The organism is Ruegeria alba, from assembly GCF_022321465.1.
GTDB classification, from domain to species: Bacteria; Pseudomonadota; Alphaproteobacteria; order Rhodobacterales; family Rhodobacteraceae; genus Ruegeria_B; species Ruegeria_B alba.
Genome location: NZ_JAKOEM010000028.1, coordinates 1 through 24308, shown reverse-complemented (window position 1 = coordinate 24308; position 24308 = coordinate 1). Strand labels below are relative to the sequence as shown.

General features: G+C 63.3%; 21 protein-coding genes, 1 tRNA gene and 1 pseudogene. 16 read left to right on the top strand and 7 right to left on the bottom strand.

Annotated features, from left to right (window positions below; all coding sequences use genetic code 11):
• Positions 1-109 precede the first annotated feature (109 nt).
• Together dddP and MB818_RS20020 are read left to right on the top strand one after the other, a co-directional pair.
• On the top strand, positions 110-1453 hold the full coding sequence (dddP, locus tag MB818_RS20025) for a dimethylsulfonioproprionate lyase DddP (protein ID WP_234217505.1): 1344 nt from the start codon (positions 110-112) through the stop codon (positions 1451-1453).
• Between the two features lie 189 nt (positions 1454-1642).
• Positions 1643-2863 (top strand): bifunctional alpha/beta hydrolase/OsmC family protein, encoded by a 1221-nt coding sequence (locus tag MB818_RS20020; protein WP_234140688.1) that lies wholly within the window; start codon positions 1643-1645, stop codon positions 2861-2863.
• A gap of 9 nt (positions 2864-2872) precedes the next feature.
• Here MB818_RS20020 and MB818_RS20015 read toward each other — a convergent pair whose 3' ends face one another.
• From MB818_RS20015 to MB818_RS19995, 5 genes are all read right to left on the bottom strand, one after another.
• Entirely contained in the window at positions 2873-3160 is a 288-nt protein-coding gene (locus MB818_RS20015) for a hypothetical protein (protein WP_234217506.1), read from the bottom strand.
• Between the two features lie 10 nt (positions 3161-3170).
• Positions 3171-3734 carry a hypothetical protein gene (locus MB818_RS20010; RefSeq protein ID WP_234217507.1) on the bottom strand — a complete coding sequence of 188 codons (564 nt, stop codon included), beginning with the start codon at positions 3732-3734 and terminating at the stop codon, positions 3171-3173.
• Between the two features lie 113 nt (positions 3735-3847).
• Positions 3848-4435 (bottom strand): biotin transporter BioY, encoded by a 588-nt coding sequence (locus MB818_RS20005; RefSeq protein ID WP_238906188.1) that lies wholly within the window; start codon positions 4433-4435, stop codon positions 3848-3850.
• 76 nt (positions 4436-4511) lie between these two features.
• Complete coding sequence (locus tag MB818_RS20000) at positions 4512-4934, bottom strand: DUF6314 family protein (protein WP_234178110.1); 423 nt, start codon at positions 4932-4934, stop codon at positions 4512-4514.
• The gene (locus MB818_RS19995) at positions 4931-5263 is read right to left on the bottom strand and encodes a hypothetical protein (RefSeq protein ID WP_238906186.1); all 333 of its coding nucleotides are present in this window, start codon (positions 5261-5263) and stop codon (positions 4931-4933) included. The genes MB818_RS20000 and MB818_RS19995 overlap by 4 nt, the downstream gene beginning before the upstream one ends.
• Positions 5264-5351: 88 nt before the next feature.
• On the opposite strand from MB818_RS19995, the gene purB reads away from it, so the two are divergent.
• The 6 genes from purB (at position 5352) to MB818_RS19965 (ending at position 10728) form a co-directional block, all read left to right on the top strand.
• A complete protein-coding gene (purB, locus tag MB818_RS19990; protein WP_234140677.1) occupies positions 5352-6656 on the top strand; it encodes an adenylosuccinate lyase in 1305 nt (434 codons plus the stop codon).
• Between the two features lie 104 nt (positions 6657-6760).
• Positions 6761-6925 (top strand): hypothetical protein, encoded by a 165-nt coding sequence (locus tag MB818_RS19985; protein ID WP_234140676.1) that lies wholly within the window; start codon positions 6761-6763, stop codon positions 6923-6925.
• Between the two features lie 94 nt (positions 6926-7019).
• Positions 7020-7574: a tetratricopeptide repeat protein gene (locus tag MB818_RS19980; protein WP_238906185.1), complete on the top strand. Its 555-nt coding sequence runs from the start codon at positions 7020-7022 to the stop codon at positions 7572-7574.
• A gap of 142 nt (positions 7575-7716) precedes the next feature.
• Complete coding sequence (locus tag MB818_RS19975; protein ID WP_234140729.1) at positions 7717-8766, top strand: flagellar motor switch protein FliG; 1050 nt, start codon at positions 7717-7719, stop codon at positions 8764-8766.
• Between the two features lie 204 nt (positions 8767-8970).
• Positions 8971-9792, top strand: a complete 822-nt coding sequence (locus tag MB818_RS19970; RefSeq protein WP_234178107.1) for a DMT family transporter — start codon at positions 8971-8973, stop codon at positions 9790-9792.
• A 9-nt stretch (positions 9793-9801) separates the two neighbouring features.
• Positions 9802-10728 carry a lysophospholipid acyltransferase family protein gene (locus MB818_RS19965; protein ID WP_238906183.1) on the top strand — a complete coding sequence of 309 codons (927 nt, stop codon included), beginning with the start codon at positions 9802-9804 and terminating at the stop codon, positions 10726-10728.
• Here the strand turns inward: MB818_RS19965 and MB818_RS19960 are convergent, their stop codons facing one another.
• A complete protein-coding gene (locus MB818_RS19960) occupies positions 10729-11427 on the bottom strand; it encodes a DUF1223 domain-containing protein (RefSeq protein ID WP_238906181.1) in 699 nt (232 codons plus the stop codon). It abuts the gene before it with no gap.
• 251 nt (positions 11428-11678) lie between these two features.
• Here MB818_RS19960 and acnA point away from each other — a divergent pair, with 251 nt between their 5' ends.
• Positions 11679-14369 (top strand): aconitate hydratase AcnA, encoded by a 2691-nt coding sequence (gene acnA, locus MB818_RS19955; RefSeq protein WP_238906180.1) that lies wholly within the window; start codon positions 11679-11681, stop codon positions 14367-14369.
• Between the two features lie 509 nt (positions 14370-14878).
• Positions 14879-14953 (top strand) — tRNA-Glu (locus MB818_RS19950).
• Between the two features lie 936 nt (positions 14954-15889).
• Here the strand turns inward: MB818_RS19950 and MB818_RS19945 are convergent.
• Complete coding sequence (locus tag MB818_RS19945) at positions 15890-18451, bottom strand: Hint domain-containing protein (protein ID WP_238906179.1); 2562 nt, start codon at positions 18449-18451, stop codon at positions 15890-15892.
• Positions 18452-18886: 435 nt separating this feature from the next.
• Between MB818_RS19945 and MB818_RS19940 the strand changes: the two genes are divergently transcribed.
• The 6 genes and pseudogenes from MB818_RS19940 to MB818_RS19915 all read left to right on the top strand — a co-directional run.
• Positions 18887-19789, top strand: a complete 903-nt coding sequence (locus MB818_RS19940) for a LytTR family DNA-binding domain-containing protein (RefSeq protein WP_234166743.1) — start codon at positions 18887-18889, stop codon at positions 19787-19789.
• A gap of 176 nt (positions 19790-19965) precedes the next feature.
• On the top strand, positions 19966-20778 hold the full coding sequence (locus MB818_RS19935) for an IclR family transcriptional regulator (protein WP_238906178.1): 813 nt from the start codon (positions 19966-19968) through the stop codon (positions 20776-20778).
• A gap of 22 nt (positions 20779-20800) precedes the next feature.
• Complete coding sequence (mtoX, locus tag MB818_RS19930; protein ID WP_234171587.1) at positions 20801-22111, top strand: methanethiol oxidase; 1311 nt, start codon at positions 20801-20803, stop codon at positions 22109-22111.
• 69 nt (positions 22112-22180) lie between these two features.
• Positions 22181-22894, top strand: coding sequence for an SCO family protein (locus tag MB818_RS19925; protein WP_234166746.1), 714 nt, complete (start codon positions 22181-22183; stop codon positions 22892-22894).
• Positions 22891-24105, top strand: coding sequence for a cytochrome-c peroxidase (locus MB818_RS19920; RefSeq protein ID WP_238906177.1), 1215 nt, complete (start codon positions 22891-22893; stop codon positions 24103-24105). Before MB818_RS19925 ends, MB818_RS19920 begins: the two co-directional genes overlap by 4 nt.
• Before the next feature lie 30 nt (positions 24106-24135).
• A pseudogene (locus MB818_RS19915) lies at positions 24136-24308 on the top strand (S-(hydroxymethyl)glutathione dehydrogenase); the annotation flags it as partial.

Here is a 24308-nt window from a genome sequence, read left to right as displayed (position 1 = left end):
TTGGCGACGGAAACAGGCCAAAAACGACACGAACACCCGTCGCGAAAGGATGCGACTCAGCCCCTTGGCCCCGGCCACAGTTGGGATCAGCATGACAAGGGAGGCCCCGATGACCCAGCATTACCGCGATACCCGCAAGATCGACCCCAGTCGGGGCGCCACGCTGGGTGACGGCAGTCCCAATGACAACGACCGGATCGAGATCGGGCCGACCCAGCTGGCCTTTGCCGAATGGGCGCAGGCAGGGCTGGACCTGCCCGACCTGACCCGGATGCGCGAGCATCGCTGGAAACGGCTGACCCGCGCCATTGTCGAGCGGGGCTATGGTGGCCTGTTGATGTTCGACCCGCTCAACATCCGCTATGCGACCGACTCGACCAACATGCAGCTGTGGAACACCCACAACCCGTTCCGCGCGGTGCTGCTCTGTGCCGATGGCTACATGGTGATCTGGGACTACAAGAATTCGCCCTTCCTCAGCACGTTCAACCCGCTGGTGCGCGAACAGCGCTCGGGCGCGGACCTGTTCTATTTCGACCGGGGCGACAAGGTGGATGTGGCGGCGGATGTATTCAGCAACGAGGTGCGGGTGCTGATCGAGGAGCATTCCGGCGGCAACAAACGGCTGGCGGTCGACAAGATCATGCTGCACGGGCTGCGCGCGCTCGAGGCGCAGGGGTTCGAGATCATGGAGGGCGAGGAGGTCACCGAAAAGACCCGCGCCATCAAGGGGCCTGACGAGATCCTTGCCATGCGCTGCGCCCATCACGCCTGTGAAAGCGCCATCGCCGAGATGGAGCGCTTCGCGCGCGCCAATGTCGGCGACGGCAGAACCACCGAGGACGACATCTGGGCGGTGCTGCATGCCGAGAACATCCGGCGCGGTGGCGAATGGATCGAGACGCGGCTGCTGGCCTCGGGGCAGCGCACCAATCCCTGGTTCCAGGAATGCGGGCCGCGCATCACGCAGAAAAACGAGATCATCGCCTTTGATACCGATCTGATCGGGTCCTACGGCATCTGCATCGACATCAGCCGCACCTGGTGGATCGGCGATCGCGCGCCGCGCCCGGACATGATCTATGCCATGCAGCATGCGCATGAACATATCATGACCAATATGGAGATGCTGAAACCCGGCGTCATGATCCCGGAACTGACCGCCAATTGCCACCGGCTGGACGACAGGTATCAGGCGCAGAAATACGGCTGTCTGATGCATGGGGTGGGCCTGTGTGACGAGTGGCCGCTGGTCGCCTATCCCGACAAGGCTGTGGCGGGTGCCTATGACTATCCGCTGGAGCCGGGCATGGTCCTGTGTGTCGAGGCCTGTGTCGGCGAGGTGGGCAGCGACTTCTCGATCAAGCTGGAAGATCAGGTTCTGATCACCGAGGACGGGTATGAGAACCTGACCACCTATCCGTTCGATCCGGCGCTGATGGGCGCCGACTGACAAGGGATTTCGCCGCGCCTGCGGCACGGCGACCGATGCGAGGGGCGCTGCCCCTCGCGCTCCCCGAGGTATTTCTGAACAGAAGAAGAAGCTGGCTGCGCGTCACCTCCGCGTGAGGCGTTTGACATGAGGGTTGTGGCGGGGGGCGGTCCTGCCCACTCTGGGGAGAAACCCATCAGGAGTGACCCCATGCCCACCGAACGGATCACCTTTGCCGGTCATGATGGCAGTCAACTGGCCGCCCGGCTGGACCTGCCGGAGGGGCCGGTGCTGGCCACGGCGCTGTTTGCCCATTGCTTTACCTGTTCCAAGGACATTCCCGCCGCCCGCCGGATCGCGGCGCGGCTGGCGGCGATGGGGATCGCGGTGCTGCGCTTCGACTTTACCGGTCTGGGCCATTCCGAGGGCGAGTTTGCCAACACGACATTCACCTCGAATGTCGATGATCTTGTGGCTGCCGCCACCTATCTGGCCGGGCGCGACATGGCGCCGGCGCTGTTGATCGGGCATTCGCTGGGCGGGGCTGCTGTACTGCGCGCACGGGCGCGGATAGCCACTGTGCGCGCCGTGGTGACCATTGGCGCCCCCGCCGATCCGGGCCATGTGACGCATCATTTCGAAGCCGCCCTGCCCCGGATCCGGGCCGAGGGCGCGGCCGAAGTCTGTCTGGGCGGGCGGCCGTTCCGCATCGGGCGGCAGTTTGTCGAGGATATCGCCGAGAGCGCGCTGCAACCGGCCATTGCTGGGCTGCACGCCGCGCTGCTGGTGCTGCACGCGCCGCGTGACGAGACGGTGAGCATAGACAATGCCGCCCGGATCTTCATGGCCGCGAAACATCCCAAGAGCTTTGTCACGCTGGACGATGCCGATCACCTGATCAGCCGAGCGCAGGATGCCGAGTATGCCGCCGATGTGATCGCCGCCTGGGTCGGCCGCTATGTGAGCCTGTCGCCGCCTGCGCCGCCGCCTGGCGCACCCGAGGGCGTGGTGCGCGTCACCGAAGTCTCGGCGAGCGGGTTCCTGCAGGATGTACAGTCCGGTCCCGATCACCACACCCAGGCGGACGAACCGCTGTCCTATGGCGGCACCAACCGGGGCATGTCGCCCTATGGTTTCGTCTCGGCGGGCCTTGGCGCCTGTACCTCGATGACCATCCGCATGTATGCGCAGCGCAAGGAATGGCCCCTGACCGGGATCAATGTCGATGTCTGCCATGACAAGGTGCATGCCCAGGACGCCGATACCGGTGCCAGCGGCAAGATCGACGCGTTCACCCGGGTTATCACGCTTGAGGGCCCGTTGAGTGAAACGCAACGGGCCAAGCTGCTGGAGATCGCCGACAAATGCCCGGTTCACCGCACCCTCGAAGGCGCGGCACGCATCGTCACACGCCTGACCTCCGGGTCCTGACGCGCCTCACTAAAGGCGGGCGGGCATCGGGCGGGCCACGGGCGGCCGGTGGATCGGCGGTCGTGCCACCGGCGGCCGGGCGATCGGCGGAACCGGTTTTGCCGGTGGGCGCGCGATCGGGTGTTCGGGGCGCGGACGGTCCGGCCGGGGCGGACGCGGATAGCCGTAATAGTAGTCGTTCCACAGCATCGAGTCGTAATAGACCGAGTTGGTGCCGGTCGCGGTCGGATCACACCCCGCAAGGCCCAGAACCGCGACAACGAGACCGGCCGAGAGGGTGAGTTTTGCAAAGCTCATGGCCATCCTCCTAGTTTGCCGCCCGGAACGAGGCGTAGATTGAATTGATATCCTCGACCAGTTCGAGCCGGGCGCCCGTCTCGACCACGGCCAGGGAAATCGCCACGCGGCTGCCGGGCAGATCGACCAGAACCGCGGTGAACGCGACCGCATTTCCGTCGCGTCGCCCGGTGCCGACATAACGCGCCGCCGGCAACCCGCCGATGCGGATGCGGCTTTGTTCCCGCAACTCGGGGTCGCTGACCACCGATTTGCCGATGTTGCGCAGGTAGTCTTCGGCCTGGGCAAAGGTCGATACCCCGTTGGGCGACATGAAACCGACCCAGACGCCCGGCTCGGCTTCGGGCTCGAACCCGATCACGCGGTTGATCAGCCGCGCCTCGTCCGACCCCGGCGGGGTCAGCGCCCGCGGACCGCCGCTGCGGACCTGCCAGAAATCCGGCGCGCTGAGGTGAAACAGCGCCCTGCCGTCAGAAACATAGGTGAGCGGCATGTCAGCTGTGGCTGGCAAGGGCAGCAGGCTTGCTGCCAGCGCCAACGCCAGCGCGCGCAAGGGGGCGAAACTCTTTGGCATGGCAAACATCTTTCCTGATCGCGATGGTTCCAGTGTCCATACCATATCCCGCAAAGGCAACGAAAAAGGCCCGGACAATGTGTCCGGGCCTTTGCAGAAGGTATCGGGCGGGATCAGCCGCGGGCGTTGCCCACCAGTTTCCACAGGCCGGGGATCAGCACGGCGGCCAGCACCAGTTTCAGCGCGTCGCCCACCAGGAACGGGGTCAGGCCCCACTGAAGGATCGGTTTGTCCCAGCCGTAAAGCTGGCCCAGCCACAACAGGCCCGGCACATAGATCAGCACGTTGGCCAGCACCAGCGCCAGCGCCATCTTGCCGAACGACCGATCCCAGCCGCGCGCGGCCAGCGCGCCCAGCATCACCGTGGCCATCAGGTAGCCCACCAGATAGCCGCCGGTGCCGCCCATCATGTAGGTCAGCCCGAATTTCTCGGCCGAGGAGGTGGCGAAGACGTCAAAGCCCAGCGCGCCCACCAGCAGATAACCCAGCATGGTCACCAGACCCAGCCGCGCGCCATAGGCGGTGCCCAGCGTCAGCACGGCAAAGGTGCCCATGGTGATCGGCACCGGCCACATCGGCACCTTGATCTTGGCGGCGACGGCCAGCGCGGCGATGCCCAGCACCACCAGAACCGCTTGCTTTGCCAGACGCGCGGTGCCTTCGCGCGGGCCGATTGCGTCGGCCAGAACAGTCATGCTCATTCGGTTGTCTCCCAGTTCAGACAGGTATTGGCACACAGAAATGCCCTGTCCGCGCGCGCGCCGCAAGACGTTTACGCTATCGCCGCCGAAAATCGGTGACCATCTCGTAATCCTTGCGCGGCCCCTTGACCGTCCAGCGCACCCTCCACAGCGGCCAGCGCGCAAAGTCATAGCCCGCGTCATAACTGTCGGGCGGGCAGTCATGGTGATCTCCCGGCGCCACTTGACCCAAGGTTAAGTGGTGGAAAAACCTGCCGTCTTCGAAGTGGATGGCGATGCCACCCGGACCGGGACGCCAGAGATAGCGGCGGGTGCCGTGAAACGGCGGTTGGCCGGGCATGAACAGCGTCACCTGCTCGTCATAGGTCAGCCCGCCCTCGCTGCGGCGCAGCGTCGCGCCCCCTTCGGCGCGCAGTTTCTGCCCCGTCAAACGGTCGTCGATGACGCGATCCAGCAGCCAGTCGCCCTCGAATTCTGCAATATCCCGCGGCAGGGTCATTGGGCATAGGCCCCGTCGGTGATATCGCCCCCCTGCCCGACAAAGCGGACCCTCTCGCCGTCGCTGGCCACCGTGTAGCAGGCCCAGCGGTCCGAGGGCGGCCAGAGCGAGCAGAAAAGATCGCCTCGCAGGCTCCATCGGCCCTGGCTGGGCCGGTCGGTCACATAGACCGTCCCGCCCGAGGCGTCAAAGCTCTGCCGCGCGCCGCCTTCATAGACCAGCTCCCTGCCTGCCAGCGCGGCGCGGATCTCGTCTCCGGCCAGCGGCATGAACCCATCCGCCATCGCCCAGGTGGGCACAGCCGCCAAAATCAGGGCAAACCGTCTCATCTTTCCGCTCCTGCCTTGTCCCGCGATGCGGCTGGGTCTATGACCCGCGCCAACAGGTCCTGCCAATCACAAAAAGGTGTCGCTGCCAATGATCCCCCGCTACTCCCGCCCCGAGATGGTTGCAATCTGGTCGCCCGAGACCAAGTTCAAGATCTGGTACGAGATCGAGGCGCATGCCTGTGACGCGATGGCCGATCTGGGCGTGATCCCGCGGGAAAACGCCGAGGCCGTGTGGAAAGCCAAGGATGTGGAATTCGACGTCGCCCGCATCGACGAGATCGAGGCGGTCACCAAGCACGACGTCATCGCCTTTCTCACCCATTTGGCCGAACATGTCGGCAGCGAAGAGGCGCGCTTCGTGCATCAGGGCATGACCAGCTCGGACGTGCTGGATACCTGCCTGAACGTGCAGCTGGTCCGCGCCGCCGACCTGCTGCTGGTGGGGATGGACAAGGTGCTCGCCGCGCTCAAGAAACGCGCATATGAGCACAAGGATACCGTCCGTGTGGGCCGCAGCCACGGCATCCATGCCGAACCCACCACCATGGGACTGACCTTCGCCCGCTTCTATGCCGAGATGGATCGCAACAAGAACCGGCTGGAAAAGGCCCGCTGGGAGGTCGCCACCGGGGCCATCTCGGGCGCGGTTGGGACATTCGCCAATATCGACCCGGCGGTCGAAGAGCATGTCTGCGCCAAGCTGGGCCTGCGACCCGAGCCGATCAGCACCCAGGTCATCCCGCGCGACCGCCACGCGATGTTCTTTGCCACGCTGGGCGTTATTGCGTCCTCGATCGAGAATATCGCCATCGAGATCCGCCACATGCAGCGCACCGAGGTGCTGGAAGGCGCCGAATTCTTCTCGATGGGTCAGAAAGGCTCGTCGGCGATGCCGCACAAGAAGAACCCGGTGCTGACCGAGAACCTGACCGGTCTGGCGCGTCTGGTCCGCATGGCGGTGATCCCGGCGATGGAAAACGTGGCGCTCTGGCATGAACGCGACATCTCGCATTCCTCGGTCGAACGCGGCATCGGCCCCGACGCCACCGTGACGCTGGATTTCGCCCTGCACCGTCTGGCCGGTGTGGTCGACAAGATGCTGATCTTTCCCGACAACATGCTGGAAAACATGAACAAGTTCCCCGGTCTGGTGATGTCCCAGCGGGTGCTGCTGGCCCTCACCCAGGCCGGTGTCAGCCGCGAGGACGCCTATACGATGGTGCAGCGCAATGCGCTCAAGGTCTGGGAAGAGCGGGTCGATTTCCGCGAGCAATTGCTCGCCGATGCCGATGTTGTCGCCGCGCTGGGCGAGGACGCCATCAACGAGAAGTTCGACATGGGCTATCACACCAAGCATGTGGACACGATCTTTGCCCGTGTCTTTGGCGACTGACCGCCCGTTCTGACACAACAAACCTGACACAACGGCGTGAGCCCCCTTTGCCCAAGGGGGTCTCTGCGCTACACTCCTGTTCAGTCTGAACGGGAGGAGAGATCATGACCCTCAGGACGATGTGCTGCGCGGTCGCGCTGGCCCTGGTACCGGTGGCTTCGCTGGCGATGGGCTGTTCCAGCCGTGGCCATGAACAGACCCAATCCTGCGCCCCGGGCATGCAATGGGACGCCGCCTCGCAAACCTGTGTCGAGGTGATCAACAGCTGAGGCCGCGCCCATCTGGCCGGTTTTCCGGGTGTCGATGGCGGCGCCCGAGACGATTTTGCGACCTTCCGATTTACCTGACACCGGAGTTTCCCTCATGCGATTGCCGTCTTTTCTTGCCCTGGGTCTGACCCTGCCGCTTGGCGCCTTTGCCGCTGGCGGCGACAGTACCGGTGGCAGCACCTGGACCAACCCGCCCAAGGAGACCCAGACCACCAAGGAATGCAAAGGGGTCAAGGTCTGGGACGACAAGAAAAAACGCTGCGTCGCGCCCAAGAATTCCGGCCTGGATGCCGATACGCTGTACCAAGCGGTGCGCGAACTGGCCTATGCCGGGCGTCCCGCCGATGCGCAGGGCGTGCTGGCGGCAATGCCCGACCAGAGCGACGACCGCGTGCTGACCTATTGGGGGTTCACCCACCGCAAGCTGGGCGATCTGGATCGTGCGGCCTTCTATTATCAGGCGGCAATCGCGGCCAATCCCGACAATATCCTGGCGCGCAGCTATATGGGGCAAGGGTTTGTCGAGGCGGGCAAGACCGATCTGGCGATCGCCCAGTGGCGCGAGATCACCGCGCGCGGCGGCGAAGGCAGCTGGGCCGAGGTGTCGCTGCGCGAGGCCATCCGCACGGGCTTGACCTACAGCTACTGAGTTCAGCCTTTCTTTACCGCCCGCCCCCTATTCTGCCTGCGACTCTGATGACGGATGACGCAGGCAGATGCAGGACGACAATGCGCTGATGCCCCTTGACGCCGAGATGTTCGATTTCGACGACACTCCGGCGGTGACAAGGATGGGTGGCCCGCCGGTGGCCGACGCGCCCCGGCGCGTGCCCCGGCAATTGAGCAATCTGGAAAAGGCCGCCGTGGTGGTGCGGCTGCTGCTGAATGCGGGGGCGGAAATCCCGCTCGAGGAACTGCCCGAGGAGTTGCAGGCCCGCCTGACCAAGCAGATGGGGCAGATGGGGCTGGTCGACCGGATCACGCTGGATGCCGTGGCCGAGGAATTCGCCGAGGCGCTGGACGGGATCGGGCTCAGCTTTCCGCACGGGCTGGCCGGGGCGCTCAGCGCCATGGACGGCAAGATCGCCGCCACCACCGCCGCGCGTCTGCGGCGTGAGGCCGGTGTTCGCCAGATGGGCGATCCATGGCAGCGGCTGCGCGCCCTGCCGCCCGAGGAACTGGCCGAGATCGCCCAGGCCGAAAGCACCGAGGTGGCCGCCGTGCTGCTGTCGAAACTCGACACATCCAAGGCGGCGGCGCTGCTTGGGCAATTGCCGGGTCCGGTGGCGCGGCGCATCACCTATGCCATCTCGCAGACCGGCCGGGTGACGCCCGAGGCAGTGGACCGGATCGGCTGGTCGCTGGCCGCGCAGCTGGATGCGCGGCCGATCCTGGCCTTTGCCGACCGGCCCGAGAAACGGGTGGGCAATATCCTGAACCAGTCCGCGCCCGCCACGCGCGACCAGATGATGTCGGCGCTGGACGAAGAGGATGCGACCTTTGCCTCCTCGGTGCGCAAGGTGCTGTTCACCTTTACCGACATCCCTGCCCGCCTGTCGCCACGCGACGTGCCCGCCGTGGTGCGCGTGGCCGATCAGGACCAGCTGATCCTGGCCCTGGCCGCCGCCACCGAGGGGGACGAGGCCAAGGTGGCCGAGTTCCTGCTTGGCAACATGTCCTCGCGGATGGCCGACAACCTGCGCGACGAGATCCGCGACAAGGGCAAGGTCAAGCGCAGCGAAGGCGAAGCGGCAATGACAACCGTCGTGGGCGTTATCCGTAGCCTTGAGGACGAAGGCGCCCTTCAGCTCATCGATCCCGAGGAGGATCGTGACGCCTGATCTCGGCAGGCCGTTTTCCGGCACGGAAAACGGGTCGGAAAGCGAACGCTTTCCGGGCCGGAATTTTTTCAAAATTCCGGCACCAGGCCGCTGGGTGATGGACAGAACCGAACCCGGGCGCTATCAGCTTCACATGTTCAACATCCTACTCCAGTCGCGGGCCCGAGCGTAATGGCCTCAACGGCGCGTCGGGCCATCGGGTTCATGGTTCTCGCAATCCTGTGTTTTTCGCTGATGGACGCGACGGTCAAGGGACTGGCCCCGCGCATCGGCGTGATCCCCGCGCTCTGGGCGCGCTATGCGGGACAGATGCTGCTGGTCCTGCTTCTTGTGCTGCCGCGCCTGCACAGGGTCATCCGAACCGCCTATCCGCGCCTGCAACTCTTGCGTTCGCTGATGCTGATGTGCGCGACCGGCTTCTTCTTTCTCGGCATCAGCCGCATCCCTTTGACAGATGCCACCGCGCTGATGTCTGTTAATCCGGTCTTCATTACCCTGGGCGCTGCCCTGTTCCTGGGCGAGCGTCTGGGGCCCCGTCGCCTGCTGGGCATCGCGCTCGCCCTGACCGGCGCGCTGATCGTGCTGCGTCCGGGCTCGGACCTTTTCCAGCCCGCCGCGCTCTTCCCGCTCGGTGCTGCCGCCTGCTATTCGACCTATGCCCTGCTGACCCGCCGCGTCGGACCGGACGAGGATGTCTGGACCTCGCTATTTTACACCGGCCTTGTCGGCACGCTGTTGCTGAGCCTGATCGTCCCCGGCCACTGGCAGCCGCCCGGCCCGGCAGGTTGGGGGATGATCGCGCTGGTCGTCCTTTTCGGCACGCTGGGCCAGCTTTGCCTGATCCGCGCCTTTTCACAAGGAGAGGCGGCGATGCTGGCGCCCTATGCCTATTGCGGCCTTGGCTTTGCCGCGGTCTGGAGCGCGGTCTTTTTTGGCGAATTCCCGGATGGCTGGACCATCCTGGGCGCGCTTGTGATCGCGGGGGCGGGTCTGTATGTGTGGCATCGCGAGATGCACAGCCGCTAAGAGACCCCGATGCCCGTTGAAAAATCCGAACTCGGCCGAGGCGCACGCGCCTCATATTACGCGCAATATCTGCTGCTGCGCGGGCTAATCGGAGGGATGCGGCTGCTGCCTTATGATCGCCGGATCGCGGCGATGGGCCGGGTGATGAGCGCGATTGGCCCGCTGGTGGGGTTCAGCAAGCGCATTCGCGCCAATCTGGCCTTGACCTGCCCCGACCTGCCCGAGGCCGAGATCGCGCGCCTGTGCCGCGCGGTGCCTGACAATGCAGGCCGCGCCATCATGGAACATTTCTCGCCCGACGAATTCACCCGTCGGCAACAGGGGGCACGGGTCAGCGGGCCGGGCGCGGCCGCCTTTGACGCGGCTATTGCCGAGGGCAAGCCGGTGATGCTGATCACCGCCCATTTCGGCCATTACCTAGCCACCCGCGCCGCATTGCAGGCCCGAGGCGGCACGCCGATCGGCTGTCTCTACCGCCGCATGGCCAACCCCTATTTCAACGAGATCTATGTCGACGCCTTTCTGCGCACCGGCAAACCGATGTTCGAACAAGGCCGGCGCGGCATGATGGAGATGGTCCGCAGCCTGAAACAGGGGGGCATCATCGCCATCGTCTCGGACCTGCACGCCCATGGCGGTGCCGAGCTGAGTTTCTTCGGCAAGCCTGCGGTGACCTCGGTGCTGAACGCGGAACTGGCGCTGAAATATGATGCGGTGATGATCCCCTGCTATTCGGTAAGGCAGGATAACGGGCTGGATTTCGAGATCGTGATGCACGATCCGGTCGCCCATACTGATCCGATCACCATGACCCAGTTCCTGAACGACGATCTGGAAAAGATGGTGCGCCAGCATATGGGGCAATGGTTCTGGATCCACCGGCGCTGGAAACCCTGGCTCGACCTCGGTGAGCAGCCCGAGGACACGCCGGGCTGATCACTCGACGCGGGCCGCCGCCAGGATCGGCCCCGGCCCGGCCTGCTGGACCAGCACAACCGCCGGCAGCTCGCCCTCGGTGGTGACACTCAAGCGTTTCTCGCTCTGTCCATCCCATTGCCCGACCACCTGCCAGCTGTCGACCACATTGGCATAATCCAGTTCATGACCGGCAAGCTCGCCACGCTGGATCGAGGCATGGCGCAGCGGCGTGTAACGCACCAGTTGCACCGCATAGAACCCCGCCTGCGCGCCCGCGCCGGGTGTCAGTGTAATGGTGATGTCATCGCCCACACGGGACGCGGCCAGCCCCATCGGTGCGGGACGCGCCTTGTGGGCCTCTATCAGTGCGAGCACCTGGTCCTCGCGGGCACCCACCACATCCTCGACCCCCTGCACGATCATCTGCGGGGTATAGATCATCGACCGTCCCCCGACACGGGCATAGGCCTGCTGGCGCAGGGTATGGGCCGGATCGGCAAAATCGTCGACCCAACCGATATAGTCCCAATAATCGACATGCAGCGCCAGTCCGATCACATCGTCCCGGCGCGCCAGCCGGTGCATGATCGCATCCGCCGGCGGGCAGGACGAGCACCCCTGCGAAGTATAGAGCTCCACCACCACCGGACCCTCGGCCCGGGCGGCGATGGTCAGCGCCGATGCGGCAAGGGCAAGGCAGAGCGTCAGGGCTTTCATCCGGGTCGGGTCCGTCGCTGGGCAAGGGGATGATCCAGCTTTACCGCCCCGCCGATCACAGCGCCAATCAAGGTTTCTTGAACCTGCGGAAACATATGTATACCATTGCATACCGCATCTTGCGCACCCATGTGTGCAATGGTATACAAAAATTGACGCACCCCCCGTCTTGGTGCTTGAACCCAAGGCGGGCGTGATGCAGATAACCCGCAGCGAATCCCATTTCCACGCTCCAAGAGAGGGAGGCCACGATGCCCATCAAGGTTGGACAGGACACCGCCAAGACGCGCCGCACGCTCAGCGTCAATGGCAAATCCATTTCCTATTACTCGATCCCCGCCGCCACCGAGGCCGGTCTGGGGGATTTCTCGAAACTGCCCGCCGCGCTGAAAGTGGTGCTGGAAAACATGCTGCGGTTCGAGGATGGCGGCTTTTCCGTGTCGGTAGACGACATCAAGGCCTTTGCGGAATGGGGCGCCAAGGGTGGCCAGAACCCGCGCGAGATCGCCTATCGCCCGGCCCGCGTGCTGATGCAGGATTTCACCGGCGTGCCCGCCGTGGTCGACCTGGCCGCGATGCGCGACGGCATCAAGGCGCTGGGTGGCGACGCGCAAAAGATCAACCCGCTCAACCCGGTTGACTTGGTCATCGACCACTCGGTCATGATCGACGAATTCGGCAATCCGCGCGCGTTCCAGATGAACGTGGACCGCGAATACGAGCGCAACATGGAGCGGTACCAGTTCCTGAAATGGGGCCAGGGCGCGTTCAACAACTTCCGCGTGGTGCCCCCCGGAACCGGCATCTGCCACCAGGTGAACCTGGAATATCTGGCCCAGACCGTCTGGACCGACACCGATCAGGACGGGGCCGAGGTCGCCTATCCCGACACGCTGGTCGGCACCGACAGCCATACCACCATGGTCAACGGCATGGCCGTTCTGGGCTGGGGCGTTGGCGGGATCGAGGCCGAGGCCGCGATGCTGGGCCAGCCGATCTCGATGCTGATCCCCGAGGTGATCGGTTTCGAACTGACCGGCCAGATGGTCGAGGGCACCACCGGCACCGACCTGGTTCTGAAGGTCGTCGAGATGCTGCGTGCCAAGGGCGTGGTGGGCAAATTCGTCGAATTCTACGGCGAAGGTCTGGACCGTCTGCCGCTGGCCGACCGCGCAACCATCGCCAACATGGCGCCGGAATACGGCGCCACCTGCGGCTTCTTCCCGATCGACGGCGAGACCCTGCGCTATCTGCGCAATACCGGCCGCGACGAGGACCGGATCGCGCTGGTCGAAGCCTATGCCAAGGAAAACGGCTTCTGGCGCGATGCGGATTACGCCCCGGTCTATACCGACACGCTGAGCCTGGACATGGGCACCATCGTGCCCGCCATTTCCGGCCCCAAGCGCCCGCAGGACTATGTGGCACTGACCGATGCCAAGGCCGCGTTCACCCGCGAGATGGCCGAGACCTTCAAGCGCCCGATGGGCAAGGAAGTCGCGGTCAAGGGCGAAGACTATACCATGGAATCGGGCAAGGTCGTGATCGCCTCGATCACGTCCTGCACCAATACCTCGAACCCCTATGTGATGATCGGCGCCGGTCTGGTGGCCCGCAAGGCCGCAGCACTGGGCCTGAACCGCAAGCCCTGGGTCAAGACCTCGCTGGCGCCGGGAAGCCAGGTTGTCAGCGCCTATCTGGAGGCCGCCGGCCTGCAGGAGGATCTGGACAAGGTCGGCTTCAACCTCGTCGGCTATGGCTGCACCACCTGTATCGGCAACTCGGGCCCGATCCAGAAGGAAATCAGCGAGGCGATTGCCGAGGGCGATCTGGTGGCCACCTCGGTGCTGTCAGGCAACCGCAACTTCGAAGGGCGCATCTCGCCCGACGTGCGCGCCAACTACCTGGCCTCGCCGCCGCTGGTGGTGGTCTATGCGCTGGCCGGCACGCTGGATATCGACCTGACCTCCGAGCCGATCGGAACAGACAAGGATGGCAACGATGTCTATATGAAAGACATCTGGCCCAGCACCCAGGAAGTCGCCGAACTGGTCGAGCAGACCGTGACGCGCGAGGCGTTCCAGTCGAAATACGCCGACGTGTTCAAGGGGGACGAGAAATGGCAGGCGGTGGAAACCACCGATGCGGAAACCTATGATTGGCCCGCGACCTCGACCTATATCCAGAACCCGCCCTATTTCCAGGGCATGGGCACCGAGCCGGGCACCATCTCGAACATCTCGGGCGCCAAGGTGCTGGCGATCCTGGGCGATATGGTCACCACCGACCACATCTCGCCCGCGGGCTCCTTTGCCACCACCACGCCTGCCGGCAAGTATCTGACCGAGCGTCAGGTGGCCCCGCGCGAGTTCAACTCCTATGGCTCGCGCCGTGGCAACCACGAGATCATGATGCGCGGCACCTTCGCCAATATCCGCATCAAGAACGAGATGCTGGATGGTGTCGAAGGCGGCTATACCAAAGGACCCGATGGGCAGCAGACCTCGATCTACGAGGCCTCGATGGCCTATCAGGAACAGGGCACTCCGCTGGTGGTGTTCGGCGGCGAACAATATGGCGCCGGTTCCAGCCGTGACTGGGCGGCCAAGGGTACCGCTCTGCTGGGTGTCAAGGCGGTCATCGCCGAAAGCTTCGAGCGTATCCACCGCTCGAACCTGGTCGGCATGGGCGTCATCCCGTTCGAGTTCACCGGCGGCGACAATCGCAAGTCGCTGGGCCTGAAGGGCGACGAAACCGTGGCGATCAGCGGTCTGGACACCATCCAACCGCTGCAAGATGTGCCCTGCACCATCACCTATGGCGACGGGTCCGAAAAGACCATCACGCTGAAGTGCCGGATCGATACCGCACCCGAGATCGAATATATCGAGAACGGCGGCGTGCTGCATTATGTGCTGCGCAACCTGGCAAAAGCCAGCTGATCCGGGCTGAACAGATTAACAAGAGGGCGCCTTGCGGCGCCCTTTTTCTTTTGCGAGGCGCTGCCTCGCGCTCCGGAGTATTTTGGGCGGAATGAAGTTACGGAGCCCCACCCTGAGGATCGGAAACGGGCAGTTCCAGCGACCGTGCAATGATGGGCCCCGCCCTGAAAAGCATGGAACAATCGGAACGCGCGGCGTTGATCCCGGTCGAAGCAGGACCAGTCGTCAACGGCAGCATTGAAGGCAGAGCATGACCTCCAGTTTCTGGATCGAAGGAAATACGTCCCCGCTTGATCTGGTTCGACAACGACTGGACCGTTATCGTGGCGGATCGGCGGATCGATGTGCGTGCGGTTTCAACCGAGCGCACCAGTTTCCGTACCACTATGGGGTGAAAGTTGACAGGGCGCGGTCGGCCTGAACCCTCCTCTATTACCCGTCAAGAAATTGCGATTTCCCCTCTTGCGCCGTCCCACGATTCTCCTTAAAAGCCGCGTCACGCCAACAGTGGCCCGTTCGTCTATCGGTTAGGACGCCAGGTTTTCAACCTGGAAAGAGGGGTTCGATTCCCCTACGGGCTGCCACTTTCCCGAACAGCATGTAGATTTGAGGCTGTGGCGGCACTCCTATCTCCAGATAAAATAACCTTCACATCATATTGAAGAATAAACCAAGAATCACATTCAGCCAAGGTGACTTCAACGTGACCACGATCACCCGAAGTGCCCCCTGTTTGATGCTCATGTCGGTACAAAGTGCAGTCCGTTAGGCACAACTCTCTGGTCATTCCGATTAGAACGAGTTTTCCTGCCCGCACCCCTAGGTTCAAGGAGCAGATCAAGTCGACCGGGACGGAGGCAGTGCTGGCCCGAAAGAAACTTGGATCAGAGCCCGCCTTCGTTTCGCGCCTGCCTACTCGCTAGGCGAAAGACCGTGCTACCCGCGCCCTTTGCGGGGGCGCTTTGTAGTAGCATAGGTCGCAAGGACCCGCCGGCGGGCAAGCACCGCCAGAAGAATGGCTGCCGAGCCCATCAACGCGACTCCGGTCAGGATGTGCCGGTCATCCGTCAAGAAGAGAGTTGTGATAACCGCGCAGGCGGCAACGCCAATCCTTATACGGATACGCCGCCCCCTCTCAAAAGCGCAACTCGCAAGACCCGTTACATCGCTATCGATCCCGTCAACCGCCGATTTCACCAGCTTTTTCCGCGGCCTTTCCCGCAGCAGCACCGCCACCAGGAACGTGGCGTACAGGATACTGGGGAGCGTGAGGTATAATATCGCCGCAAAAAGCGGCCCCCTGCCGAGCGCCAAAGCGAGACCGGCTACCGCCGCGCCGCTGACGCAGCAAAGGACAAGAACGATCGCCGTGCTGGCGAAGAGTCGTACCCTTGGGCGGGCGTTGACCTCTGACCGACAAGGACCGCTCTCACGATCAATGTGAGGCTCCTTGCAGTTCGAGACAACGCGAAGCTCGAATCCGCTCTCCTGCCGGTGGCGGGGCCGGACATCTCGTCGCCTCAACATGGCAGCATCTCCATTGTTTGAATACTGTGCCCACCCAGCGATTGCAGCAGGACCAGCGCTTCGCGCCGATCGACAACATAGCGGGCGGTCGAGCTGCCCATTGTGGCGCAATCACTCTCCAACTCGGGGAATAGGTCGAGAATTTCCGCGCGCGTCTCATCGCAAAGAGCTGACCAGCCCGCCTGACCAGGATGAAAGCTCTCGGTCCAGGCGCGTTCCGAAAGCACCAGTTCGTGCTGGTCGAACAGCATATGGAAATAGTCGACTTGCCCGAACTGCTCCTGAACTATCCCCTCACCGTCGACCAGGAATTTGGCCGGCACCAAAACTTCGGCATGCCCCAGAAAGAACTCCACCATTGGCCCGACCATCAGAACCCGATGATTGGGTGAAACCCTCAGATCACGGTTGTTTTTCAGAACGCCCGCGCGGATTCGGATAGGCGCGATGCCGGGATGCGCATCGCGCACGGTGCTCCCGATCCAGCGGATGCGCTGATAACCCCGGTCTCGGGTAATGACTCGGTCACCAGCGCACAGATCCTCGACCGGGATCTCACCCTCGGCGGTGGCGATCAGCGTGCCCCGGCAGAAACAGGTCACGTTGGTGGTATCGAAAGTCAGCTGGCCGGGATCGACCGGCGCGCCGCCATTGCGCAGCGTCAGACTGTCACTCGCGGTCCATCCCGCGGCGGTGTCGTTGAGCACACCGTCGTCGGCGTGATCTGCGCGCAGCCATTCCAGCGGGTTACGGATCACGCTCGGGTCGATCCGGCCGTTCAGAACGGCGGCGTCATATGTGGCGCGATTGTAGAATGCGCTCAGATTGGCGAAATCGTTGTTGGTCTGGTCGCCATCGTCGACCGGACCGTTGCCAAAGCCGAAATCTCCGATCGTGTTGTGACCCCGCCCGATGAAGAAGAGATCGTTGCCCTCGGAGCCGAACACAAGATCGTCCCCGCCGCCATCGAAGATGCTGTCATTGCCGGCGCCGCCAACCAGGGTATCGGCCTCTCCGCCACCCGCCAGCGTGTCGTCCCCGGCGCCGCCCAGAACCGAATCCCGACCGGCATCGCCAAGCAGCGTGTCGTTTCCGTCATCGCCGAACAGGGTGTCGTCGCCCGTGCCGCCGCGCAGGGAATCGTCGCCGTCATTGCCATCAAGAAGGTCGTTGCCGTCGCCGCCCTCCAGCGTGTCATTCGCGGTGGACAGGCGCGGCGCCACAATCGGATTGGTGTCGAATGACAGTGCATAGACGGCGCCTTCGGCGCTGAAGGCGCTTTTTACCAGTGTCACGTCGATCCGGCTGAGCGGTACCTTGAATGTCAGCGTCAGTTCGGTGTTGGCGGTGACGGCAACATCGTTCGAGGTGCTGACGATCTTGCCCGAGGCGTCGATCACATAGACGCCCGCGCCGTCGAACGTGACCGTCCCCGCAGCGATTGCCGCGTTCAGATCAAGCACGCTTCCATCGACTGAAATCGTCAATGTCTCGGAGATTTCGAGCCGGTTCATCACGATCCGGGCACCTGCCGCCTGTGTCGACGCGACATGCGTATGAGTTTCCTCTGCAAACAGGCCTGACGTGTTGAAGTTATCGCCGACAAAGAACCCGTCGGCGATGGTCCCGACCGAGGTAAAGGCGACATTTCCGGTATCGGACACCGTGGTCACCCCGAAATCCGGCCTGCTGTTCACACCATTCAGGACCTGGTTGACCGAGGTGACCTGTTGATAGACCGGCGACAGAGGGTCGGCGCCGATGCCGCCGTCCAGCGTATCCGCGCCCAGACCGCCCAACAGGCTGTCGGCGCCGACGCCGCCATCAATCGAGTCGTCTCCATCGCCGCCCAGCACCGTGTCGTGGCCACGCCCGGCCTCGACCGTGTCATTCCCGCCCAAGGCGTCGATCAGGTCATCATCGCTCTCTGCCAGTTCTCCGTTGAGGCCCATGGCGTCGAGATTGTCGACCACGTCGCCATCCCGATCACCCAAATACCTGACGTTGATCCGGTCCGCCAAGCCGGTGCCGCTGATCGTTCCGTCCGACAGTAGCCCACTAGGGTCTGGCGCTTCACCGATCACAGGTTCACTGCCATCGGTTGTAACGGCGAATTCCTGTGGAAAGCTCAGATCGGTCAGGTCGGTGTCTGTTTCTTGCTGCAGGCCGGTCACCCGCAGGGTGGATATCGGCCTGACATCGCCCTCGATCGTCTTGAACGTTGCCGCAGGATCCCCCGCCCCTACCACATAGAACAAATCACCGTTCGACATGGACATCAGAGAGCCACCTGCAACGGTTTGAAGGCGACCGTCGGCAAAGGTAACCTGCACGGATGACGAGACGACCCCGGCGACCTCGGTCGATACCTGGGCGCCATTGCGCACTGAATAGCGCAGCGTCAAAGACGCGTCCGTGTCCGCGATTGCCCAGTTTCCCGATATGGCTACATAGCCCTCGGGCTCGAATAGAATGCCGCTCAACCGGCCTGGCACTGTCTGCATTTCCCCATCGGGCGCAGTTGCGCCGAGGAAAAGCCAAATGGAAGTATCCATGGATTAGTCATCCCTACTTGCTTCCAGCGGGTCAGTGCCGATCGAAACACAACACCACCTGCTTGAGGTCGTTGGCCAATCGGAAACATCGGCACTGACATCGCTGGCGCGATCTGAGCCCCCACCCAGTGCGCCCTACAGAGGCTTAGGCGCTCCGCCGCAGCGCAACAGCCCATCCGTCGTGAGCGGTGGTTTCAGCACCTCAGCAAGTCGTGAAAGGACATCGCTCCACCGGTCACGATCATGACCGGCGGTGCGCCATTGCAAGTCAGAAGCAGCGACATGCCCTGCCCTCAAACGAACGTGACTGGCATGTCAACTTGGCGTGATTATATAGGAATTACAGTGACCTAAAGAGCAATCTTCGACGAGGCGCTGAAACCCGAACCCGCCAGGGCGCCACCGCGTCCCGGACAAGATATCTGTGCCACAAAGATGACCTCCACCAGACCGCTGACGCTCCGCTTTCTGAATGGCGATACCGTCTCACTCGACCGCCGCGCGGCGTTGACAATGATGACCGCCCCTATAGCCATGTTCATGATTGTGTTCTCGGCCACTATCGTACGTATCCTTTCCATCTTCATGTTGGATGTGCCGGTCGGCTGGTTAGCGACGGTTGGGCTGGGCCTGGGGCTAGGGGTCGTTCTCTGGGTCTTTCTGTTATTGCTTTGCCTGCTCTTGGTCCGGCTCGGCCAAACGACCCGCCACGGTGTCAACCTGCCCGTACCTCTGATCGGGTTGTCGGGCGTTTTGTGCCACGATATCCCGTTGCTGTGGCTCTATGCTCGGATCTTTGACCTGGACATCTGGACGCCGATGGCGGCGGCAATGATCGTCCTGCTGGCCTTTGCAGTCCATCTTGGGTTCGAACTGCTGTTCGCCGCGGTGATGCTGCCGCTGCTCGCACGCGCAGACAGCCCGCAAATGGCCCCTGCCGGCACCCCGCGCCCCGCCTCTGACCCCAAACTGATGCTGGCCGGAGAGACCATCGCCGCGAAGGACATTACGCTGGTTCAGGCGGACGAGCACTATGTCTTTGTCCATCATGGAGACCGTAAGTCGCATGTGCGTCAAAGTTTCGGGGCACTGGTCAAAGCGCTGGACGATGCTGCCGGAATGCAGGTCCACAAATCCTATTGGGTGGCCTTCGACCATATCCAACAGGTGCAATCAAAACGAGACGGCGGCCTGAAACTGATCCTCAAGGACAAGACCGCAATTCCGGGCGCGCGCAGCCGGGCGCGCGCCTTCCGTGAAGCGTTTCGCAGCCGGACGCAACGGGGCGGTGGACGAGGTGCGGCTGTACTCGAGGATGCGGGCAAAGGCGGATTCTAGAACTGGCATAGAAGACAGGAACGGCATCAGAGTATCCTTCGGACAATGCTCGTCAGGGCGACTGACGCACGCAAACCACCAAGGACGCGAAACATGCTTTGTGTTTGCGGCAGATAGCGGTTGCACAGAATCGAGCTCTCACATTATGCTAACAATGTCCGCATTTTGAGAAACCGATGCAAGAACGACTGATCCGCCTTCTCGAAGCCATCGCAGGCGCCGCCAGCCCGCTAAACGCCACTGAATTGGCGCGGCTGACCGGCGTGCCACGGGCAACCATCTATCGCAACATCTCGTCGCTGATCGACTGCGGCTTTGTCGAGAATACTGACTGTGGCAGCCGCTATATTCTGGGGATGCGCTTTGTCAAAATCGCGCTGACCGGCAAGTCAGACGTGCATGTGATCAACGCGGTCACAGCGATGATGCAGCAGGTGGTGAAAACCTCGGGCGAGACCGGGTTTCTGGCCCGTTACCGCGGCGGACGGGTCGACCTGATCCACATCGAGACGCCGGCCGATCCGTCGCTGTCCTACATCTATCCCGGGCTCGGGCCCCGGCCTGCGCACGCCTGTTCCTCGGCCAAGGCGATCGCCGCCTTTGTGGCGCCCGAACTGCGAGAGGAACTGCTGGACATCCAGCCGATGCGCTATAACCAGAAAACCATCACCGACCCTGACCAGATCCAGCGCGAGCTGAACCAGGTGCGCCGCTATGGCTATGCGATCTGCGACGGTGAGATCGACGAAGGGGTCAGCAGCGTCGCGGTGCCGATCAATGTGGACCGGCTGGGCGCGATCTTTTCCATGGGCGTCGTTGGCCCGTCGAACCGGATCAAGCCGATGGTTCAGAACCGCATCCTGCCGGTGCTGACCGCCGAGGCGGTGCGCGCTGCGGCGGCGATCCAGCATTGTTCGGTAGTCGATGCCGAAACCACCAATGCCGAGGCCATGGCCGACGCAAGAGAAGGTCTGAACAATACGCATTAACGATCCAAACGGGAGGAAAGTCATGAAAAGAAGAGAATTTGGGGCCCTGGCCGCCGGTGCCTTGGCAATGGGGCTGCCGTTTCGCGCATTTGCCGATGAAACTTGTCAATCGCCCTATATGCCCAAGATCACCGGGCAAGAGGAATTTGTCTATGTCTGGACCCTGGGGGTCGAGGGCATGGGCGACGAGCAGGACAAGCTGGTCACCATCGACCTACGCCCCGGTTCGGCTACCCGTGGGCAGGTGATCAACTCGGTTTCGGTCGGCGGCCGCAACGAGGCGCATCATGGCGGGTTCTCGGCCGACCGACGCTATTTCTGGACCGGCGGGCTGGACACCAACCGCATCTTCATCTTCGACGTGCATTCCGACCCGTCGAACCCGAAACTGCACAAGACCATCGACACTTTCGTCAAGGACAGCGGCGGGGTCGTGGGGCCGCACACCTTCTTTGCCCTGCCCGGCAGCATGATGATCACCGGTCTCAGCAACGATGACGACCATGGCGGGCGCACCGCTTTGGTCGAATACAACGATGACGGCGATTACGTGGCGACTTATTGGATGCCCACCACCGCCGACATGCAGGGCGCGGTTGCCGTGGGTGACGCGGTGGCCGATGGTTACGGCTATGACATCCGGGCGCTGATCCGCAAGAACGTCATGCTGACCTCGTCCTTTACCGGCTGGTCCAACTACATGATGGATTTCGGCCAGATGTTGCAGGACGGCGAAGCGATGAAACGCTTCGGCAATACAATCGTGCAATGGGATCTGCACACCCGTCAGCCCAAGAAAGTGTTCAACGTCCCCGGCGCGCCGCTGGAAATCCGGTTCCCCTGGGGGCCGAACGCCAATTACGCCTTCTCGACCACGGCGCTCACCTCGCAGCTCTGGCTGATCTACGAGGATGAGGCGGGCGAGTGGCAGGCCAAGGCGGTGGCAGATATCGGCAACCCGGCGGATATCCCGCTGCCGGTCGATATCTCGATCGCCGCCGACGACCAGACGCTGTGGATCAACAGCTTCATGGATGGCAAGACCCGGCTGTTCGACATTTCGGATCCGCACAAACCGTTCCAGATCTACGAAAAGGTCATCGACCGCCAGGTCAACATGGTCAGCCAGAGCTGGGACGGCAAGCGCGTCTATTTCTCGTCCTCGCTGCTCGCCAACTGGGACAAGAAGGGCGACGACGATGTCCAGTACCTGAAGGCCTATAATTGGGACGGCAAGGAACTGGTCGAGGATTTCGCCGTCGACTTCTATGAACTGGGTCTGGGCCGCGCGCATATCATGCGCTTTGGCAGCTCGGCGCTTTATTCGTCCTGATACCTCCCAGACTTCCGGGGCGGCCCATCGCTGCCCCGGCTTTTCCTTTGACATGGACGGTGGCGGCGGATGCGCAAGAGATACCTCCTTTCCGGGCTGGCAGTCGCGGCGCTGGCGGCGGCAGCCCTCGGGTGGCAGGTCTGGCAGCCCCAGCCCGCGGCCCGGCCCAGCCCGATGGCCTCGGTTTTCGAGGCGAGCGATGCTTACCAGTTCGACCCGCCCGCCCCGGGCAGCTACCGCCTGAACCGCATCAAATCCGCGCCTGATGGGCGGGTGCTGGATATCAACGGACGCGAACACGGCCTGCACGACCTGACGCGGGGCAAGATCTCGCTGGTCAGCTTCGTCTATCTGACCTGCGGCGACGTGAATGGCTGCCCGCTGGCGATGTCTGTCTTTTTCGACGTGCACGATGCCAGCCGCGATCTGCCCGGGTTGAACGAGGATGTGCAGCTGTTGACGATCAGCTTCGACCCCGACCGCGACACGGTCGAGGCGATCGAGGCCTTTGCCTATCCCATCACCTCGGACGAACAAGCGGGTGACAAGCTGGACTGGCATGTGCTGACCACGTCCGGTTCACAGGCGCTGGCCCCTATTCTGGACGGCTATGGCCAGGTCGTGGACCGGTCCGAGGATCAGGAGACGATCAGCCACCTGTTGCGTCTCTATCTGGTCGACCGGCAGGGCGACATCCGCAATGTCTATGGGCTGGGCTTTCTCGACCCGCGCCTGCTGTTGACCGATATCGAAACCCTGCTGATGGAAGAGGCAGGCGCGTGATCCGAACCTTCGCGACCGCGCTGACCTTGCTTGCCCCCGCCGCATTGGCCGGGGAGCATGGCACCGCCCTGCCCGTGCCGATCAGTGCCGAGACCTGTCCGGCGGACCCCGAAAGCTGGACCAAGGCCGCGCTGGAGCGCAGCCTCGTGCCGCAACTGGGCCTGCCCTTGGTGCCGCATCCGGCGGACAATCCGCCGACCGAGGCCAAGATCGCACTGGGGCGCAAACTGTTCTTCGACCGGCGCCTGTCGATCAACCGCACCATGTCCTGCGCCATGTGCCATGTGCCCGAACAGGGGTTTGCCAATTGGGAACTGGCCACCGCCATCGGGGTCGAGGGGCGCAGCGTCAAGCGCAACGCGCCCAGCATGATCAATGTGGGCTTTCTGACCCCGCTCTTTCACGATGGGCGCGATCCGGCGCTGGAAACCCAGTTCGTCGCGCCCCTGGTGGCGCGCAACGAGATGGCCAACCCCTCGATCGGCCATGTGGTGGCCGAGCTGAATCGCCTGCCCGATTACCGGCCCCTCTTTGACGCGGCCTTTGCCGCGCCCGCCTCGCTTGACCGGATCGGCCAGGCGCTTGGCGCCTATCAGCGCAGCCTGACGCTGGGCAACAGCGCCTTTGACCGTTGGTATTTCGGCGGCAACGAGGCCGCGATGGGCGCGGCGGCGCAGCGCGGGTTTGCGCTGTTCACCGGCAAGGCCGATTGCGCCTCGTGCCATCTGATCGACGCGGATCATGCGCTGTTCACCGATCAGGCCTTTCACGACACCGGCTATGGCCGGATGCGCGAAGAACGGCGCCAGAACCCGCCCGCCAGCCACCCGGTCCAGGTGGCGCCCGGCGTGGTGCATCAGCTCGATTTCTCTCGCATCCGTTCGGTCAGCGCCCCGCGCGAGGCCGATCTGGGCCGCTACGAGGTGACCGAGGAACCTGCGGATCGGTGGAAATTCCGTACCCCGGGCCTGCGCAATCTGGCGGTGAGTGCGCCCTATATGCATGACGGCGCGCTGACCACGCTGGGGGAGGTGCTGGAGTTCTACAACACGGGCGGCGCCGGACACCCCGATCAGGATGCGCGCATCCGCCCGCTGGGCCTCAGCCCCGAAGAGCTGGCCGATATCGAGGCCTTTCTGTTGGCGCTCACCTCGGAGGGGCTCGATTGCCTCGTGGCCGAGGCACGCAGCCATCCCCCTGACAATTTCTGACACTACTATTGAACCAAGGAGACGGAACACATGCGGACACGTGCTGCGGTAGCGGTTGAGGCGGGCAAGCCTCTGGAAGTGATGGAGGTGAACCTCGAAGGGCCGAAGGCCGGCGAGGTTCTGGTGGAGATCAAGGCCACCGGCATCTGTCATACCGACGAATTCACCCTCTCGGGCGCCGATCCCGAGGGGCTGTTCCCGGC